The organism is Candidatus Eisenbacteria bacterium (assembly GCA_035577985.1).
Classification (GTDB): domain Bacteria; phylum Desulfobacterota; class Binatia; order DP-6; family DP-6; genus DATJZY01.
Window position 1 is genome coordinate 71,853 of record DATJZY010000035.1, and the last position, 16,056, is coordinate 87,908.

Here is a 16,056-nt window from a genome sequence, read left to right on the forward strand (position 1 = left end):
GTCTAGCGCGCGCAGCGAAACCCGACCTCGTTGGAGGCCGTCGTCGGGTCGAGGCTGCTGGTGATCGCGAATATTCCGACGCTCGGCGGGTTGCCGTCGAAGCTGCTCCCGCGCAGGAACGCGCCGGGCCGGTGGGTGGTCGGCCCGCTTCCACCGATGCAGGAGTAGTCTTCTCCGAAGTCGACGGACCAGCTCATGCAGTTCGTCGCCAGGTCGCCCCAGTCCGCCACCCATTCGAAGACGTTGCCCACCATGTCGAAGGAGCCCCACTGGGACACGCAACCCGGCGTGCCGGTGGGACCCGCGGCGACGCCGCCGACGACGCACGGCGGACCGCCGGGCGTCCCCGTGGCGGCACGCTGCCATTCCTCGTTGGTCGCGAGGCGCTTGCCCGCGAGCGCGCAGGCCTGCACCGCCTGGAACCAGGTGACGCACACGGCCGGCAGCACACCCGGTATCGACGCCGCGTAGAGAGGTGAGGTCCAGTTGCCCGTGGCCGGAAAGGTGTCGGGGAAGGCCGTGCCGCAGTCCCCGCTCCCGATCTGGCCCGCTCCGCCCGCGGTGAGATCGGCGGCGTTCGCGGTTCCCGCTCGCACCGCGCCCACGAGCGCGGCGTTCGCGGGAATGCTCCACACGCTCGCCTCGTAGGTGTCGACGCACGTGGTGCCCACCCGGACGGAGTCCGGTGGGCACGGTCGCTCCCATCCGCCGCGCCCCGCAGCGCCGGCCGGGCCCTTGGCCCCGAGCTGCGCGACGTCGAGCGCCGTCTCCTTCTTCCTGCACGCCTCACGCCCCACGACGACGCCCGATCGTTTCTTGCAGAGCACGGCCGCTGGCGCCGGTGCGCCGTTCGTCGCGATCACCGCGGCCACGAGTGCGAAGCTGACGATGGTACGCATCCGGCTCCTCAGCGCACGCAGCGAAACCCGACGACGTTGGACGAGAGCGTCGGCGCGAAGCCGGCCACGGCAGCGAAGATGCCGCCGTCGGATCCGAATCCGAAGCTCCCGCCGCGACTCAGCGCGCCGGGCAGGTGGCTCGATCCGTCCCCGCCGATGCAGAGGTAGTCGCTTCCGTACGTCGGGGGCCAGTTCGTGCAGTCCGTCGCCAGGTCGCCCCAAGCCGTCACCCACTCGTAGACGTTGCCCGCCATGTCGAACGCTCCCCACGAGGACACGCACCCCGGGGTCCCGGTGACGGTGGGCTCGGTGCCCGTGAAGACACACGGCGCGACGTTCGGCGTCCCCGCGGCCGCCCGCTGCCATTCTTCGTTCGTCGCGAGCCGCTTGCCCGCGAGCGCGCACGCCTGCACCGCTTGGAACCAGCTGAGGCATCCCGTCGGTACGACGCCCGGCACCGACGCGGCGTAGAGCGGCTCCGTCCAGTTGCCGGTCGAAGGAAAGCCGGTCGAGGGCGCCGGCGCGCAGGACGTGCTGAGACTCACCTGGGTCGCACCGGCAGCGACGAGGTTCGCCGCGCTCGCCGTGCCCGCCCGTACCGCTTCGACCAGGTCGGTGGCGACGGCCGGAATGGTCCACACGCTCGCCTCGTACTTGTCGACGCACACCGTGCCCACGAGAACGGAGTCGGGCGGGCAGGTGCGCTCCCAGGCGAACGGACCGTCCGGACCGCTCGGGCCGGGTGGTCCCACGGCACCGAATTGCGCGAGGTCGAGCGGCGCCTCCTTCTTCTTGCACGTCTCACGCGCGACGACCACGCCGTTGCGCTTCGTGCACAGAACCTCGCCGGACGCGGACGGGGAGACCCCTGCCATCATTCCACCAGCGAGGACGAGAGAGATGATCCGAGACATGTATGAACTCATCACCGCGCGCAGCGAAAACCGAGTCCGTCGCCGGAGTCGGAGGGAAGGATCGAGAGGACGGTGAAGTCGCCCGCCAGCGACCCGTCGGACCAACCGCCACCACGCGCGAGCATGGCTGGCAGGTGGTTCGCGCCGGTGCCGCCCACGCAGGAGAAATCGTTGCCGAACATGCTGGGCCACGTCCCGCAGCCGGCCGCCACCTCGCCCCACTCCGCGACCCACTCGTTCAGGTTCCCGACCATGTCCTGCGCACCCCACGTGGAGACGCAGCCCACCGTCCCGGTGTCGCCCGGCGAGCCGGCGCTCACCACGCACGGCGCGCCGTCCGGTGTGCCGGCGGTCGCGCGTTGCCACTCCTCGTTCGTGGCGAGACGCTTGCCCGCGAGCGCGCACGCCTGCGCCGCCTGGAACCAGCCGACACACGACGTCGGCGGGCCGGGTACCGACGCGGCGTAGAGCGGCACGGTCCAGTTGCCGGTGACCGGGAAGGTCTCCGGAAAGAAGGTGGCACAGCCGGCGCCGATCTGGGTCGCGCCGCCGGCACCGAGGTCCTCCCTGCTTGCGGTCCCGGCCCGTAGGGCCGCGACGAGCGTCGTGTTGTCGGCCGGGACGCTCCACACGCTCGCTTCGTACTTGTCGATGCACGCGGTGCCGACGGCCACCGAATCGGGAGGACATGGACGCTCCCACTCCGGCGGGCCGGCCGGCCCGGGATCCCCCTGCGGACCGAGGACGCCGAGCTGCGAGAGGTCGAGCAGTGCCTCCTTCTTCTTGCACGCCTCTCGAACGACGAGGACGCCCGAGCGCTTCTTGCAGAGCAGCGCGGCGGGCGCCGGTGCGCAGAGCGCGCCGACGAGACCTCCGACCAGCACGAGACGAAGAGCGTCGCGCATCGCAGCTCTCAGTTCCCGGCGCCGTCATACTCCGGTCGTCCCGGCCTTGACCAGACTCGATCCCTAGCCCCTCGCTTCCGCTCGCTCGCCGCTCGGGCTATGGCTCCGGCCCATGCCGGCACCCCAGCGAGGCACCGCCCTCACGATCCTGGCCATCCTCTTCGGCATCCTCGCCGTCTCGGACATCGTGAAGCCGTTCCAGTTCGGCGGCGACCAGACGGGCTTCGTATTCTTCGGGAAGCGCCTCTCCGGTACGCCGAACATGATCCTGGGTCCGCTCTTCGGCCTCTACCTGCTCGCCTACGCCGCCGGCATCTGGACCATGCGACGGTTCGCCCTCACCATGGCGTGGATCTACGTCGCGTACGTGATCGCGAATCTGGTCCTCTTCAACTTCCGCACGCCGCCGCCGCCCGGCGCGGGCGTCGGCTGGCAGGTCTTCGGCATCGTGTACGCGATCGTCGCGATCGGCGTCTCGGTCGGCACGGCGCGGCTCCTCTCGCGCCGGCAGGCGGATCTGCGCTGATGGAGTTCGCGATCGGGCTCGGGAGCGGCCAGTCCCCGAGCGACAAGACCGGCGTCGCCGCGATGATCGACGCCGCGCAGGCGGCCGAGGCGGTCGGCTTCGACGCGCTCATGGCGCCGGACCACTACGTCTACGAGGCGCTGGGGACGCTCCAGACGGAGACGCCCGCCTACGAGCTGTTCTTCGTGCTGGCGACGCTTGCGCAGCACACGCGTCGCGTGAAGCTCGTGAGCCACGTCGCCTGCATGCTCTTCCGCCATCCGGCCATGCACGCGCGCCTGTTCGCGCAGATCGACGAGGCGAGCGGCGGGCGCATCGTCGCCGGCGTCGGCGCGGGATGGACCCGCGCCGAGTTCGAGATGATGGGCCTCCCCTTCCCCGAGATCTCCGAGCGCCTGCGCATGATGGACGAGGCGGTGACGATCATGCGGGGCCTGTGGCGCGCGGAGCGCTTCACGTTCGCAGGCGAGCACTACCAGGTCGCGGACGCGGTCTGCCTGCCGAAGCCCGTGCAGCCGGGCGGGCCCCCGATCATGCTCGGCGGGAGCGGCAACGGCATCCTGCGGCGCGCCGGCGCGTGGGCCGACGTCGTCCACATGGTACCGGTGCTGGGGCCCGCCGGGACGACGACCATCGACGAGATCCGGAAATTCTCGGATGCTGCGCTGCCCGAGAAGCTCGCGCGCGTACGCGCCGCCGAGAAGGCCGCCGGCCGACCGGCCGGCAGCGTGCGCTTCGCGTCGACCGTCTTCACGTACATGCCCACGACGTCGCGCGAGCACACCCAGCAAATGGCCAACGGCATCTCGGGCGTGTTCGGCCTCTCGCCCGACGAGACCCGCAGGCATCCGGTCGCCCTCATCGGGACGCCGGAAGAGATGGCGGCGGAGCTCCGCCGCCGCGAGCAGACGCACGGGCTCGCGCTCCTGTGCGTCAACTTCGGCTCGCTCGACCAGGCGCGTCACTTCGGCGAGCGGGTGATCCCGCTCGTCCGCCGGGGAGGATGAGGATGGCCATCGCCGACGACCTGATCCGCGCTCAGCTCCGCACGACCCTCGACCGCACGACGCTCGATCTGCCCGAGATCGTCTCGCGCTACGAGGGCAAGGTGCGCGACAACTTCACGACCCGCGACGGACGCCGCATCATCTGCGTCTCCGATCGCATCAGCGCCTTCGACGTGGTGCTCGGCACCATCCCCTTCAAGGGCCAGGTGCTGAACGAGATGGCGCAGTACTGGTTCGACGAGACGCGCCACGTCGCCGCGAGCCACGTGCTCGCGGTGCCCGACCCGAACGTGATGGTGGCGCGCGAATGCACGCCGCTGCGCGCCGAGTTCATCGTGCGCGCGTACCTGACCGGCGTCACCTCCACGTCCATCTGGGTCGCCTACCAGAAGGGCGCGCGCGAGTTCTGCGGCCACGAGCTGCCCGACGGCATGCGCAAGAACGAGCGCCTGCCGCGCACGATCCTCACGCCGTCGACGAAGGCCGAGAAGGGCGACCACGACGAGAGCGTCTCGCGCGACGAGCTCCTGCGCCGCGGCGCCGTCACCGCCGCCGACTTCGACGCCGCCGCCGTCATGGTCGAGAAGCTCTTCGCGTTCGGCCAGCAGCGCGCCCGCGAGCGCGGCCTCATCCTGGTCGACACCAAGTACGAGCTCGGCAAGACACCCGAGGGTGAGCTGGTCGTGATCGACGAGATCCACACTCCGGACAGCTCGCGCTACTGGTATGCCGACGACTACGAGACACGCCTCGCGCGCGGCGAGGAGCCGCGCGGTCTCGACAAGGAATACGTCCGCAACTGGCTCGCGACCGAGCGAGGCTATCGCGGCGACGGTCCGCCCCCCGCCCTCCCCGACGACGTCCGCGTCGAGGCCGCGCGCCGCTACATCGCGACGTTCGAGCTCGTGACCGGTCGCACCTTCACGCCCGACACGAACGAGCCCCACACGCGCATCCGGAACAACGTCGAGCGGTATCTGCGCGGCTAGGAGATCGACCCAAGACTCCGTCTTGGGTCGAGGTCGGACGCGAGGGTGTCGCGTTGGTGGCACGACACGGCGGTCGGGAGGACCGGGTGAGCGACGGGCGTCGGACGGTTTGATGCGGGTGCGACCCCGAGGGCGAAGACCCGGCGCAGGTTGCACGCCGCCGCGACGAGGTTCCACTCGCCCCACACCTTCGCCCGACCGCGCAACTGACGGCGCCGAAACCGCATCGCCTGCTTGGGGCATCGTTTGCGTCGAACGTCGGCCGTCGTGACGCCGCAACCCATCGGGCGTATCTGATCTGCCGCGCCAGCTTGGCTGGCCGCGGCATGCCGGTCGCGCGTGCCACGGACGCCGCACGCTCGCGTCCTCCCCGACCCAAGACGAAGTCTTGGGTCGGAACTACTGCCAGGCGGGGATGCCGGTCTCCTTCAGGTGGCCGGCGTCGTGCGAGACGACGACCGTGAAGCCGTAGTCCTTCTCGAACGCGTGCAGGTAGCGCCGCAGCTCGCCCAGGCGATCGTCGTCCTCGGGCACCATCACCATGCGGTAGAGCAGCGGCTTCGAGATGTCCTCGCGCACGCCGTCGATGGCGTTCGCGGTGTCGCCGGCGAAGAGGTAGAGCTTCGGCGTCCCGCTCGGATCCTGTACGGCCACGGCGACGATCTGGCTGCCGGGCGTGTGGCCACCGGCGGCGATGACGGCGACGCCCGGGAACCCGTCGAGCATGAGGAGCGGCTGACCGCCGATGCGCACGCGCTCGGTGCAGCCGGCGTCCTCGACGATGCGCATGCCCTCGGAGGTCGTGAACGTCCACACGTCGAGCTGCGGCGCGGTCATGAACACCTTGATCCCGTGCCCCACGCGCGGGCAGAGCTCGCGCAGGCCATCCACGTGATCGATGTGAAGGTGCGTGAACACGACGCCCTTCACGCGCGCCGCGGCGTCGCCGAGCGCGGCGGCCGTCGTCTTGAGCGGCTCGATCGGCCCCGCGCCGCCGAAGCGCTGGATGAGATCGCCGAACTCGATCGCGCCCTGTCGCGTGAGACCGGTGTCGATCAGCAGGAGACGCCCGTCGCTCCACTCCACGACGAACGCGGGGTGGGTCATCAGGTAGGGCGCCTGCGGCTTCGGATCGCGGTTCGGATCGAGCACCGACGAGCGCGGCATCGGCTGGTGCGCGGTCTCGATGACGGAGACCTTGATCGGCAGATCCTGCGCCTTCCCGAGGTCGATCACGTCGGCGACGAGCGGCAGCGGCGCGTGCTCGCGCTGCACCAGCCAGTGGGTCCACAGGAGGAGGCCGGCGACGGCTGCCACGGCGAGCAGCACGAGCACCACCAGCCCCCTGACCAACCGCCTGACCACCACCACTACTATCCGGGTGATACGGGGGAAGAGCAAGTCGTGCAGCCGGCCCGTCTCTCGGCTAGAGTGCGACGGGCATGTTTCGCTTGGGTTTCTGGCTCGTCGTGCTGGGCGTCGGGTGGCTCACGCTGAGCGGCACGCTGCCGATCCCCGGCATTCCCGACGAAGAGATCGTGTTCGCGACGCCGCCGCCGGTCAGCACGTGCGGCTCGTCGGGCTGTCTCGCCGTCTATACGCTCGACCTCGCGAACACGGGTCGCTCGGCACAGGAATCGGTGAAGGTCGGCCTGCGCGGCGACGCGCTCGCGAACCCGGCCATCCTCCCCGTGCTCCGCCGCGCCAACGGAACGACGGCGCTGCAAGCCGCGAGCGAGCGCGGCGGTGTCAACGCATACATCCTCGGACGGCTCGAGCCCGAGGAGCAGGCGACGCTCGTCTTCGCGCTGCGCACCCCGTCGCTCGCGGAGACGCCCGGGTGGGATCGCATCCTCGTCGGCGTCGAGACGGCGCGCGGCGCGGCGCGTCCGGGCGAGCCCGGTGCGCTCAGCGGGAGCCGGATCGTGCACGCGACGGCCCGCATGGTCGAGCGCGTGGCGGCCGCGGTGCGCGCCGCGATCGCCGGCTGATTGCGTCGGGGGTCGGGCGCCCCTAGACTTCGCCGCCGTGAGCGCGGTTCCCTTCTACCTGCCGATCGGCGACGAGGTGACGGTCTTCACCGCCGCCTGGGAGGCCCGGCTCCCCGTGTTGCTCAAGGGGCCGACGGGGTGCGGGAAGACGCGCTTCGTCGAGTACATGGCCGCCACGCTCCCGCGCCGCGAGGCCCCCGCGGGCGACGTGCCCGGCAATCTCATCACGGTCGCCTGCCACGAGGACCTCACCGGCAGCGACCTCATCGGCCGCTACCTCATCAAGGGCGACGAGACGGTGTGGATCGACGGGCCGCTCACGCGCGCCGTCCGCGAGGGCACCGTCTGCTACCTCGACGAGATCGTCGAGGCACGCAAGGACACGGTGGTTCTCATCCACCCGCTGACGGACCATCGCCGCATCCTGCCGGTCGACAAGACGGGCGAGATCCTGGAGGCGCATCCCGACTTCCTGCTCGTGCTCTCGTACAACCCCGGCTACCAGAGCGTGCTGAAGGACCTGAAGCCGTCGACGCGCCAGCGCTTCGTCGCGATCGACTTCGACTATCCGCCGCGCGACCTCGAGGCGCGCATCGTCGCGCACGAGAGCGGGCTCGATCTCGAGGCGGCGCTGCGGCTCGCGAAGCTCGGCGAGAAGGTGCGTCACCTGAAGTCGAGCGGACTCGCCGAGGGCGTGAGCACGCGCCTGCTCGTGTACGCGGCGCAGCTCATGGGTCGCGGCATCGCGCCGCGCCGGGCGTGCACCGTCGCCGTCAGCCACGCGCTCACCGACGACCAGGACAGCCAGCGGGCCATCGATGACGTCGCGGGGGCGATCTTCGGCTGACGCGACCGCGGCGCGTCTCGCGGCGGTCTCGCGCCTCGTCGCCGACCAGCTCGAGGTGACGCTGCCCGCGATGCGCGCCGCGCTCGGCACCGACGCGGATCGCTGGCTCGAGCTCGGCGCCGACCTCGCCGCCCACTGCGGCGGCGCGAGCGGCGCCGTTCTCGCCTACCTGCGACTCGATCCGGCGCGCCTGCGCCGCGTCGGCCTCGCACCGTTCGCCGCGTGGCTCCGGGCGATCGAGCGGATCGGTGCGGGCGCGCCCGCGCTGGCCGCGTCGTTCGCCGAGACGACGGCGACGCTGGCCGGCGACGTCGACGCCGGATGGCTCGACGCCTGCGCCGATGCGCTCCTCGGCCTGCGCGCCGACGGAGGCTGGCGCGGCGAGCGCGTCGCGCAGGCGATGGTGGGTGCGATCCCAATCGCCGCCGACGTGCTCGGACCCGGCGACGTCGCCGCGTGGTGCGGGCTCGCGGCGCTCCTGCGCTCGGGGCTCGACGAGGGGCTCTTCTTCCGCGTGCTGGCGCCCGAGGTCGCGAGCTGGTCGCCCGACGATCGCCGGGCATGGCTCGACGCCGCCCGGACGCTTGCGCGGCGCCACGTCCCGACCGCGGTCGTCTACTATCGCGACCTGCCGCGCACGATCGAGGCGCTGCCGCCGGAGGCGCGATCGGCCCTGCTGGCGGCGCTCGGCGCGGCGGCAGCCGACGTCCGCCCGTCCGATCTCCAGGCGCTGCTGCCCATCGTCGGCGCGCTCACCCTCGACGTCTCGCGCGCGGCGCGGGCAGTCGCCCTCGCCGCCGCGCTGCGCGTCGCGCGTGAGTTCCCGGTTGGCGTGGTCGCCTACCTGCGTGCCATGCCGATGCTCTTCGAGGAGCGCGTGCCGCCCCGGCTCGAGGCGTGGGTCGACCACGGGCTCGCGATCGGCGCCGAGAACGCCGATGCCGGCTGCGCCTACTTCGCGCTCGAATCGCGCACGAGCGTCGCCGTGCTCTCCGCGTCGCCGGTCGCGGTGACGCTCGACGAGGCGCAGGGCGTGCTTCGCAAGGTGGTGCAGATGCTCTCCGGCGCGCCGGCGACGCCGCGCGCGACCGGGCGCTTCCAGCTCCGCAGCCCGTTCGAGCCCCCGCCCGTGCAGGCGACGATCGCGCTGCCGGCGACGATCGACGTGCTGGCTTCGTACGAGGACAACCGGCGCCTGTTCGGCGTCCTCGCGACCCTGCTCGTGGGGCGGCGCCTGCACGGTACCTATGCCGACGAGACGGTGCTGGCGGCCCTCACCGTCGAGGATGCGCCGCCGCTGCTCTCGGAGCTCTTCGCGGTGACGGACGGCTATCGCGTCGCCCACCGGCTGGCGCTCGAATACCCTGGCATCGCGGGCGAGCTCGCGTGGGCCTGCCGGCGCCTGCTCGCCGTCTGGACCGCCGACGCCGATCCACCGTCCGCCGTCGTCTTCGACGCGCTCCTCGCCCTGGCGCTGGATCCCCACGCCGCCGAGCGCCGCGTCGCCCCCTGGCTCGCCGCGGCGGCGATCGGCGTGCTGCCGGCGCTGCGCCCACTCGCGTCGCCGGCGGCGACCGCGGCCGACGCGCTCGCGATCGCCGAGCGGCTGGTGCCGGCCTTCGCGCACCTGGTGGGCCCACCCGCCGTCGACCCGACCGCCCTGGAGTTCCTGCCGATCCTCCTCGACGCCGGCGAGGGCGAGGGCCCGTTCGCCACCGGCCTCGACGTCGACGACGAGGGCGCGGTCCCGGTTCCGGGCTCGCCCGAGCGACCGCCCGAAGAACTGCTGCGCGAGCTACAAGTGCTGCTCGATCAACGGCGCGCCGGCGACGGCGCGGGCACGCAGCTCTCGCTGGAGGAGCTGCAGCGCCTGCTCGAGTCGGGGCTGCTCGGCGAGCTCGCACAGGGGTCGGGCACCGATCTCGACGCGAGCGGTCTCTTCGTGACCCAGCTCATGGGCAAGCTCCTCGGCGAGCGCCGCGAGCTCGCACGCGCCGGCGCGCAGGGCGTCGGCCCGCGCCGCGCCGGCCGCGTTCCGCATCCGGCGGACGACAGCCTCATCTACTTCTACGACGAGTGGGATCACGTGATCGCGGACTACCGCCCGGCCTGGTGCCAGCTCCGCGAAGTTCCGGTCGCCGACGACGCGGGGGTCTTCTACGATCGTGCCCTCGCGCGCCATGCGGACCTGATCCCGGAGCTGCGGCGGTGCTTCCAGCAGGTCCGGCCCGACCGTTATCGCGCGGTGCGCGGCCTCGAGGACGGCGAGGACATCGACTGGCACGCCGCCGTCGAAGCGCGCGTCGAGCGGCGCGTGCGCGGCACGGCGTCGACCAAGCTCTACACGGCGCGCACGCGCCAGGAGCGCGAGGTCGCGACGCTGTTCCTGCTCGACATGAGCGCCTCGACCGACGAGGCGGCGGAGGGGGCCGAGGGCGAGCGCATCATCGACATCGCGAAGGACGCGCTCGTCATCATGGCGGCCGCGCTCGAGGAGATCGGCGACACCTTCGCCATCTACGGCTTCTCCGGCCAGGGCCGCGAGCGCGTCGAGGTGTATCCGGTGAAGACGTTCGGCGAGCGCCTGACGCCGGCCGTGCGGGGACGGCTGGGCGGCATCGAGCCCAAGGGCTCGACGCGCATGGGCACGGCGCTCCGTCACGCGACGACGCTCATGCGCGATCTCACCGCGCCCGCGCAGCACCTGGTCCTCATCTCCGACGGCTTTCCGCAGGACCTCGACTACGGCGACGATCGCCAGAGCCACACCTACGGCATCCGCGACACGGCGACGGCGATGCGCGAGACGCAGGCGGCGGGCGTGAAACCCTTCTGCATCACGGTCGACCTCGCGGGGCACGACTACCTGCGGGAGATGTGCGACCCCGACGCCTACGTCATCATCGAGCGGGTGGCCGACCTGCCGCGCGAGCTGCCGCGCATCTATCAGCGGCTCGTGCGCGCGGCCTGAAGCAGGACGACGGCGCCCCAGCTCATCGCGATGCCGGCGACGACGTAGACGGCGTACATCGGCATCGTGATGCCGGGCGGGAGCCCGGTCACGACCGGGAACAGGGCGAGGTTCGCGGTCGCGAAGAGCGCGTAGGCGACGCCGAGCGGCAGCGCCCAGGCGCGGCGGGTCCACAGGCCGTAGGCGTAGGCCAGCATCACGAGCCCCAGCAGCGGCGCAAGCAGCGTCTCGCGCGGCAGCAGCCGGCCGAAGACGACGAGCCCCGAGCCCGTGCCGAAACGCTTCAAGAGGTTGCCGATGCCGCGGACGGCGATGAGGATCGCCAGGACGCGAAGGAGGGTCTGGGTCATGCGCGACCTCCGGCGAAATGGCGTCCCAGACGCCGATGGCGATGGCGGAACACGGCGTGGAAGACGGCGCGCGACGCCGGGCCGACGAGCGGCAGGCGCGGCTCGAACTCGATGCGATCCGTGACGCGCGTGCCGCCCGCGGCGGGCTCGAGCGTCCGCTGGTGCACCCAGCGGCGCTGCGTGAGCATCGCCGACGATTCGTGGAACCCGCGGCCCGGCTCGATCGAGAGGAGCGTCAGGTGGTCGTAGTCGAAGGGCAGGATGCCGAAGAGCAGGATCCAGCTCCGGAACCACGGCCGCCCGAGCGGGACGGTCGCGGGATCGATGCGGCGCATGTCCTGCGGGCACGTCATGCGCGCGATCGGCATCAGCTCGTCGTTCACGCCCTCGAAGGTGGAGACGCGATCCCACACTACGCCCGGCGCCGCCGGCACGATGGACGAGACCGTGAACCCGTACGTGCGCACGCAGGTCGGTTTGATAGCACACCGAGCGGGCATCGCACCTGCGTTGTGGTCCACTTTTCCCTTGACCGCCCGCTTTGGACCCGCGTATGCGCGACGGCATGCGTACATCGCGCGGCCTCCTGCTGGGATCGCTCGCCCTCCTCGCGCTCGCCTTGGCCGCCCTGCCGGCCGCGGCCGCGAGCTACTCTCGGGCGCTCACGATCCCGAACCCCACGACCCCCGACGCGCAGGACCTCTTCGGGAACGCGGTCGCGGAGCTCGGAGACGACATCCTCGTCGGCGCGCCGCTCGACGACACCATGGCGTCGAACGCCGGCGCGGTCTACCGCTTCGACGGAACGACCGGCGCGCTCCTGCAGACCTACTACGCTCCCACGCCCACGTCGGATGCGTTCTTCGGCGAGTACGTGGTCCCGTTCGGTCCGAACATCCTCGTGGGCGCCTCGCTCGACGACGTGCCGGGACAGGACGATGCCGGCGCCGTCTACCTCCTCGACGGCACGACGGGCGCCCTCATCCGCACGTTCGTGTCCCCGACCCCCGTGCAGTTCGCACGCTTCGGCGCACCGGTCCGCGTGGTCGGCAACAACGTCGCGATCGGCGCGTCGTTCGACAATCCCGCCGGACCGGAGACCGGCGCGGTCTACCTCTTCGACGGCGCGACCGGCGGGTTCCTCCACAAGTTCACCTCGGCCTCGATCAATCCGCTCGGGACGGGATGGGGTCAGTACTCGCTCGCGACCCTCGGCACGAACATCCTCGTCGGCGCGCCCTTCGACAGCGCCGCGGGCGCCTTCACGGGGTCCGTGTTCATGTACGACGCCGAGCCGTCGAGCCTCACGTTCGGCGACGTCGTGCACACGTTCGTGAGCCCGTCGCCCGGCCGGGAGGCTTTCGGCGACGGCATCAACGTCGGCGACGGCAAGATCCTCATCAGCGCCACCAGCAACGACGACGTGGCCGACAATTCGGGCGTGCTCTACGTCTTCGACGATACGACGTGGACCTGGGAGCGCACGATCCCGAACCCGAGCGGGAGTCCCAACGAGTTCTTCGGCAACGTCGCGACCACGCTCGGAACGACGATCGCGGTCGGCGCGGCGACGCACAACGACCCGCCATACGGCTTCTCCGGGGTGGTCTATCGCTTCGACGCCGGCACGGGGGCGCTCCTGCAGACGATCGACAATCCCACGCCGGACGATTCCGATTTCTTCGGCAACGCCCTTGCGACGCGCGGCGACCAGCTCGTCGTCGGAGCGGTCTTCGACGGCGCCGCGGGCTTCCAGTCCGGCACTGTCTACGTCTTCGATCCGTGCGGGAACGGCATCCCGACGGCGAGCGAGCAGTGTGACGACGGCAATGCGACGAGCGGCGACTGCTGCTCGCCGACCTGCCAGTTCGAGACGCCGGGTGCGAGCTGCCCCGACGACGGCAACCAGTGCACGAACGACGTCTGCAACGCGTCCGGCACGTGCACGCACCCGAACAACACGGCCGGCTGCGACGACGGCAATGCCTGCACGACGAACGACGCGTGCTTCGTTGGCACGTGCGTCGGCGGCCCCGCGCCCACCTGCGACCCGTGCGAGGTGTGCGACGCCGCGAACGGGTGCCACCTCCCGGTGGCGCCGGGCTGCCAGCAGGCGCTGGCGGGCAAGGCGACCATCGCCCTCAAGGACGGCGGGGCCGATCCGCGCAAGGACAAGGCGACCTACAAATGGCGGAGCAGCGGGGCCGTCGACCTGATGGACTTCGGCAACCCCGCGACGTCGACCGGATACGTCTTCTGCGTGATCGATCATCCGGGCGGACAGCCGACGCTGCGGCTCTCGTCGCGTGCGCCGGCGGGCGGCACGTGCGGCACGAAGCCGTGCTGGAAGGGCACGCCGGTCGGGTGGACCTACAAGGATGGCGCGCTCGACCCCGACGGCCTCTCGGTCGTGCAGCTGAAGGCTGGCGGCGCCGGGCAGGCGAAGATCGTCGTGAAGGGCAAGGGCGCGAACCTCGGCGTGCCCACGCTCGGGCTGACGGGGCCGGCAATCGTGCGCGTGCTGCGCACCGACGCGCCCGTGTGCTGGGAGGCGACGTACTCGAACGCCATCCGCAACGACGCGGCGCAGTTCAAGGCGAAGAGCAATTAGCTTCCCGACCCGAGATTTCATCTCGGGTCGGGGGGCGAGAGTGGAGCGTTCCGTCACGCGCGGGCGGGGTGTCGCGGCCGGCAAAGCCGGCGCGACAACGCTAGGTACGCGCGGCGTGCCCGTCACTTGACCGTGAGGTCGACGGAGCCGCCTCGCGCCAGCTCGCCGGCCCACGCGACGCCCTCTTCCACTACGTCCACGTCGAGGCGGTATTGCCCGGGCTGGGGCGGGGCGAGTCGCCACGGCGCGCAGGTAGCCGAGGAGGAGGATGCACAGGAGCGGCGAGAGCATGTCGAGGACGAGGGCGTACTGCTGGACCGAGAAGCACACCATCCACACGAGGTAGGCGGCGGCGGCGAACGTCGTGAGGAAGCGCGTCGGGCGCAAGGGGCGGCGCTCCAACGGCGGCAGGCCGCGCCCGGTGGTGTCGCCCACCGGCGGCGTGGTACGACCCCCGCCCCATGGCGGAGTACGGATTCTGGAATCTCGCGACCCGGGACCCGAAGCACCTGGCGCTCGTCACGCCGGACGACGAGCGGATCTCCGCCGGCGAGCTGCTCGGGCGTGCGAACCGGCTCGTGCACGGCCTGCGCGCCCTCGGGCTCGCGAAGGGCGACGTCGTCACGACCGTGCTGCCGAACGGCGCGCCCATGATCGAGCTCTATCTCGCCTGCGCGCAGGCGGGACTCTACCTGGTGCCGATCAACCACCACCTGACGGGCCCCGAGATCGCCTACATCGTGAAGGACTCGGGCGCGAAGGTGTTCGTGGGCGCCGATCGGTTCGGCCCCGCCTGCCGCGCCGCGGTGGACGAGGTCGGCTTCCCCGAGCACGCGCGCTTCACGGTCGGCGCCGTGCCGGGCTTTCGCGCCTACGAGGCGATCGGCGCGGGACAGCCGGACACGCTGCCGCCCGACCGCATCGCCGGCCAGGTGATGAACTATACCTCGGGCACGACCGGGCGGCCGAAGGGCGTGCGCCGGCCGCTGGTGCCGTTCGATCCCGACACGGTCTTCTCGATGTTCGGGATGTTCCTCGGCATGTTCGGCATCCAGCCGAAGGACGACAACGTCCACCTGTGCGGCTCGCCGCTCTACCACACGGCCGTGCTGCTGTTCGCCGGCGGCTCGCTCCATTTCGGGCACACGGTCGTCCTGATGGACAAGTGGACGCCCGAGGGCTCGCTCGCGCTCACGCAGAAGTACCGCGTGACGACGAGCCACATGGTGCCGACGCAGTTCCATCGCCTGCTGGCGCTCCCCGACGAGGCGAAGCGCCGCTACGACGTGTCGTCGCTGCGCCACATGATCCATGCCGCGGCGCCCTGCCCGATCGACGTGAAGCGCGGCATGCTCGCCTGGTGGGGCAACTGCATCTACGAGTACTACGCCGCCAGCGAGGGCGGCGGGACGCTCGTCACGCCGCAGGAGTGGCTGCAGTACCCCGGCACCGTCGGGCGCGCCTGGCCCAGCTCCGAGATCCGCATCTACGACGACGACGGCAACGTCCTCGGCCCGGGGAAGATCGGCACCGTCTACATGGCGCTCGGCACGCAGGAATTCGAGTACCACGGCGACAAGCAGAAGACGGCGGCCAACCGGCGCGACGGGTTCTTCACGGTCGGCGACGTCGGCGAGCTGAACGACGAGGGCTATCTCTTCCTGCGCGATCGCAAGATCGACATGATCATCTCGGGCGGCGCGAACATCTACCCGGCCGAGATCGAGTCGGTGCTGCTGACGCATCCGAAGGTCGGCGACGCCGCCGCCTTCGGCATTCCGCACGAGGACTGGGGCGAGGAGGTGAAGGCGGTCATCGAGCCGGCGGCCGGCGTCACGCCCGGCCCGGCGCTCGCCGCGGAGATCCTGGCGTTCTGCGCCGACAAGCTCGCCAAGTACAAGACGCCGAAGTCGGTCGACTTCGTCGCCGAGATGCCGCGCGACCCCAACGGCAAGCTCTACAAGCGCAAGCTCCGCGATCCCTACTGGGCCGGCCGCGAACGGAAAATCTAGCACTCCGACCCAAGACTACGTCTTGGGTCGGGAG

The 16,056-nt window shown here is 71.3% G+C and carries 14 protein-coding genes; 8 read left to right on the plus strand and 6 right to left on the minus strand.

The window, feature by feature from the left end:
* Positions 1–2: 2 nt before the first annotated feature.
* The 3 genes from VMS22_05780 to VMS22_05790 are packed head-to-tail and all read right to left on the minus strand — an operon-like array spanning position 3 to position 2,718.
* Positions 3–899 carry an SUMF1/EgtB/PvdO family nonheme iron enzyme gene (locus VMS22_05780; GenBank protein ID HXJ33534.1) on the minus strand — a complete coding sequence of 299 codons (897 nt, stop codon included), beginning with the start codon at positions 897–899 and terminating at the stop codon, positions 3–5.
* A gap of 8 nt (positions 900–907) precedes the next feature.
* Entirely contained in the window at positions 908–1,774 is an 867-nt protein-coding gene (locus VMS22_05785) for an SUMF1/EgtB/PvdO family nonheme iron enzyme (GenBank protein HXJ33535.1), read from the minus strand.
* A 50-nt stretch (positions 1,775–1,824) separates the two neighbouring features.
* The gene (locus tag VMS22_05790; GenBank protein HXJ33536.1) at positions 1,825–2,718 is read right to left on the minus strand and encodes a hypothetical protein; all 894 of its coding nucleotides are present in this window, start codon (positions 2,716–2,718) and stop codon (positions 1,825–1,827) included.
* Positions 2,719–2,830: 112 nt separating this feature from the next.
* Here VMS22_05790 and VMS22_05795 point away from each other — a divergent pair, with 112 nt between their 5' ends.
* The 3 genes from VMS22_05795 to VMS22_05805 are packed head-to-tail and all read left to right on the plus strand — an operon-like array spanning position 2,831 to position 5,240.
* Complete coding sequence (locus VMS22_05795; GenBank protein HXJ33537.1) at positions 2,831–3,244, plus strand: hypothetical protein; 414 nt, start codon at positions 2,831–2,833, stop codon at positions 3,242–3,244.
* Entirely contained in the window at positions 3,244–4,251 is a 1,008-nt protein-coding gene (locus VMS22_05800; protein HXJ33538.1) for a TIGR03619 family F420-dependent LLM class oxidoreductase, read from the plus strand. Before VMS22_05795 ends, VMS22_05800 begins: the two co-directional genes overlap by 1 nt.
* A 2-nt stretch (positions 4,252–4,253) precedes the next feature.
* Positions 4,254–5,240: a phosphoribosylaminoimidazolesuccinocarboxamide synthase gene (locus tag VMS22_05805; GenBank protein HXJ33539.1), complete on the plus strand. Its 987-nt coding sequence runs from the start codon at positions 4,254–4,256 to the stop codon at positions 5,238–5,240.
* 399 nt (positions 5,241–5,639) lie between these two features.
* Here VMS22_05805 and VMS22_05810 read toward each other — a convergent pair whose 3' ends face one another.
* The gene (locus VMS22_05810) at positions 5,640–6,605 is read right to left on the minus strand and encodes an MBL fold metallo-hydrolase (protein HXJ33540.1); all 966 of its coding nucleotides are present in this window, start codon (positions 6,603–6,605) and stop codon (positions 5,640–5,642) included.
* A gap of 77 nt (positions 6,606–6,682) precedes the next feature.
* Here VMS22_05810 and VMS22_05815 point away from each other — a divergent pair, with 77 nt between their 5' ends.
* From VMS22_05815 to VMS22_05825, 3 genes are read left to right on the plus strand one after another with little or no spacing between them, the layout of a single operon-like run.
* Positions 6,683–7,231: a hypothetical protein gene (locus tag VMS22_05815; GenBank protein HXJ33541.1), complete on the plus strand. Its 549-nt coding sequence runs from the start codon at positions 6,683–6,685 to the stop codon at positions 7,229–7,231.
* A gap of 37 nt (positions 7,232–7,268) precedes the next feature.
* Positions 7,269–8,078, plus strand: a complete 810-nt coding sequence (locus VMS22_05820) for a CbbQ/NirQ/NorQ/GpvN family protein (GenBank protein HXJ33542.1) — start codon at positions 7,269–7,271, stop codon at positions 8,076–8,078.
* Complete coding sequence (locus tag VMS22_05825) at positions 8,050–11,049, plus strand: VWA domain-containing protein (protein HXJ33543.1); 3,000 nt, start codon at positions 8,050–8,052, stop codon at positions 11,047–11,049. Before VMS22_05820 ends, VMS22_05825 begins: the two co-directional genes overlap by 29 nt.
* Here VMS22_05825 and VMS22_05830 read toward each other — a convergent pair.
* Both VMS22_05830 and VMS22_05835 read right to left on the minus strand, forming a co-directional pair.
* Positions 11,025–11,399, minus strand: a complete 375-nt coding sequence (locus tag VMS22_05830) for a hypothetical protein (protein ID HXJ33544.1) — start codon at positions 11,397–11,399, stop codon at positions 11,025–11,027. The genes VMS22_05825 and VMS22_05830 overlap by 25 nt on opposite strands.
* A complete protein-coding gene (locus tag VMS22_05835) occupies positions 11,396–11,866 on the minus strand; it encodes a hypothetical protein (GenBank protein ID HXJ33545.1) in 471 nt (156 codons plus the stop codon). The genes VMS22_05830 and VMS22_05835 overlap by 4 nt, the downstream gene beginning before the upstream one ends.
* A gap of 98 nt (positions 11,867–11,964) precedes the next feature.
* Between VMS22_05835 and VMS22_05840 the strand changes: the two genes are divergently transcribed.
* Complete coding sequence (locus VMS22_05840) at positions 11,965–14,010, plus strand: hypothetical protein (protein ID HXJ33546.1); 2,046 nt, start codon at positions 11,965–11,967, stop codon at positions 14,008–14,010.
* A 461-nt stretch (positions 14,011–14,471) separates the two neighbouring features.
* Positions 14,472–16,022, plus strand: coding sequence for an acyl-CoA synthetase (locus VMS22_05845; GenBank protein ID HXJ33547.1), 1,551 nt, complete (start codon positions 14,472–14,474; stop codon positions 16,020–16,022).
* Positions 16,023–16,056 lie beyond the last annotated feature (34 nt).

What these genes read in the sequence shown, in the direction of transcription:
- VMS22_05815 (HXJ33541.1), top strand. Translation starts at nt 6,683, where the DNA reads ATGTTTCGCTTGGGTTTCTGGCTCGTCGTGCTGGGCGTCGGGTGGCTC.
- VMS22_05830 (HXJ33544.1), bottom strand. Translation starts at nt 11,399, where the DNA reads ATGACCCAGACCCTCCTTCGCGTCCTGGCGATCCTCATCGCCGTCCGC.
- VMS22_05840 (HXJ33546.1), top strand. Translation starts at nt 11,965, where the DNA reads ATGCGTACATCGCGCGGCCTCCTGCTGGGATCGCTCGCCCTCCTCGCG.
- VMS22_05785 (HXJ33535.1), bottom strand. Translation starts at nt 1,774, where the DNA reads ATGGCAGGGGTCTCCCCGTCCGCGTCCGGCGAGGTTCTGTGCACGAAG.
- VMS22_05845 (HXJ33547.1), top strand. Translation starts at nt 14,472, where the DNA reads ATGGCGGAGTACGGATTCTGGAATCTCGCGACCCGGGACCCGAAGCAC.
- VMS22_05825 (HXJ33543.1), top strand. Translation starts at nt 8,050, where the DNA reads ATGACGTCGCGGGGGCGATCTTCGGCTGACGCGACCGCGGCGCGTCTC.
- VMS22_05800 (HXJ33538.1), top strand. Translation starts at nt 3,244, where the DNA reads ATGGAGTTCGCGATCGGGCTCGGGAGCGGCCAGTCCCCGAGCGACAAG.
- VMS22_05780 (HXJ33534.1), bottom strand. Translation starts at nt 899, where the DNA reads ATGCGTACCATCGTCAGCTTCGCACTCGTGGCCGCGGTGATCGCGACG.
- VMS22_05790 (HXJ33536.1), bottom strand. Translation starts at nt 2,718, where the DNA reads ATGCGCGACGCTCTTCGTCTCGTGCTGGTCGGAGGTCTCGTCGGCGCG.
- VMS22_05795 (HXJ33537.1), top strand. Translation starts at nt 2,831, where the DNA reads ATGCCGGCACCCCAGCGAGGCACCGCCCTCACGATCCTGGCCATCCTC.
- VMS22_05805 (HXJ33539.1), top strand. Translation starts at nt 4,254, where the DNA reads ATGGCCATCGCCGACGACCTGATCCGCGCTCAGCTCCGCACGACCCTC.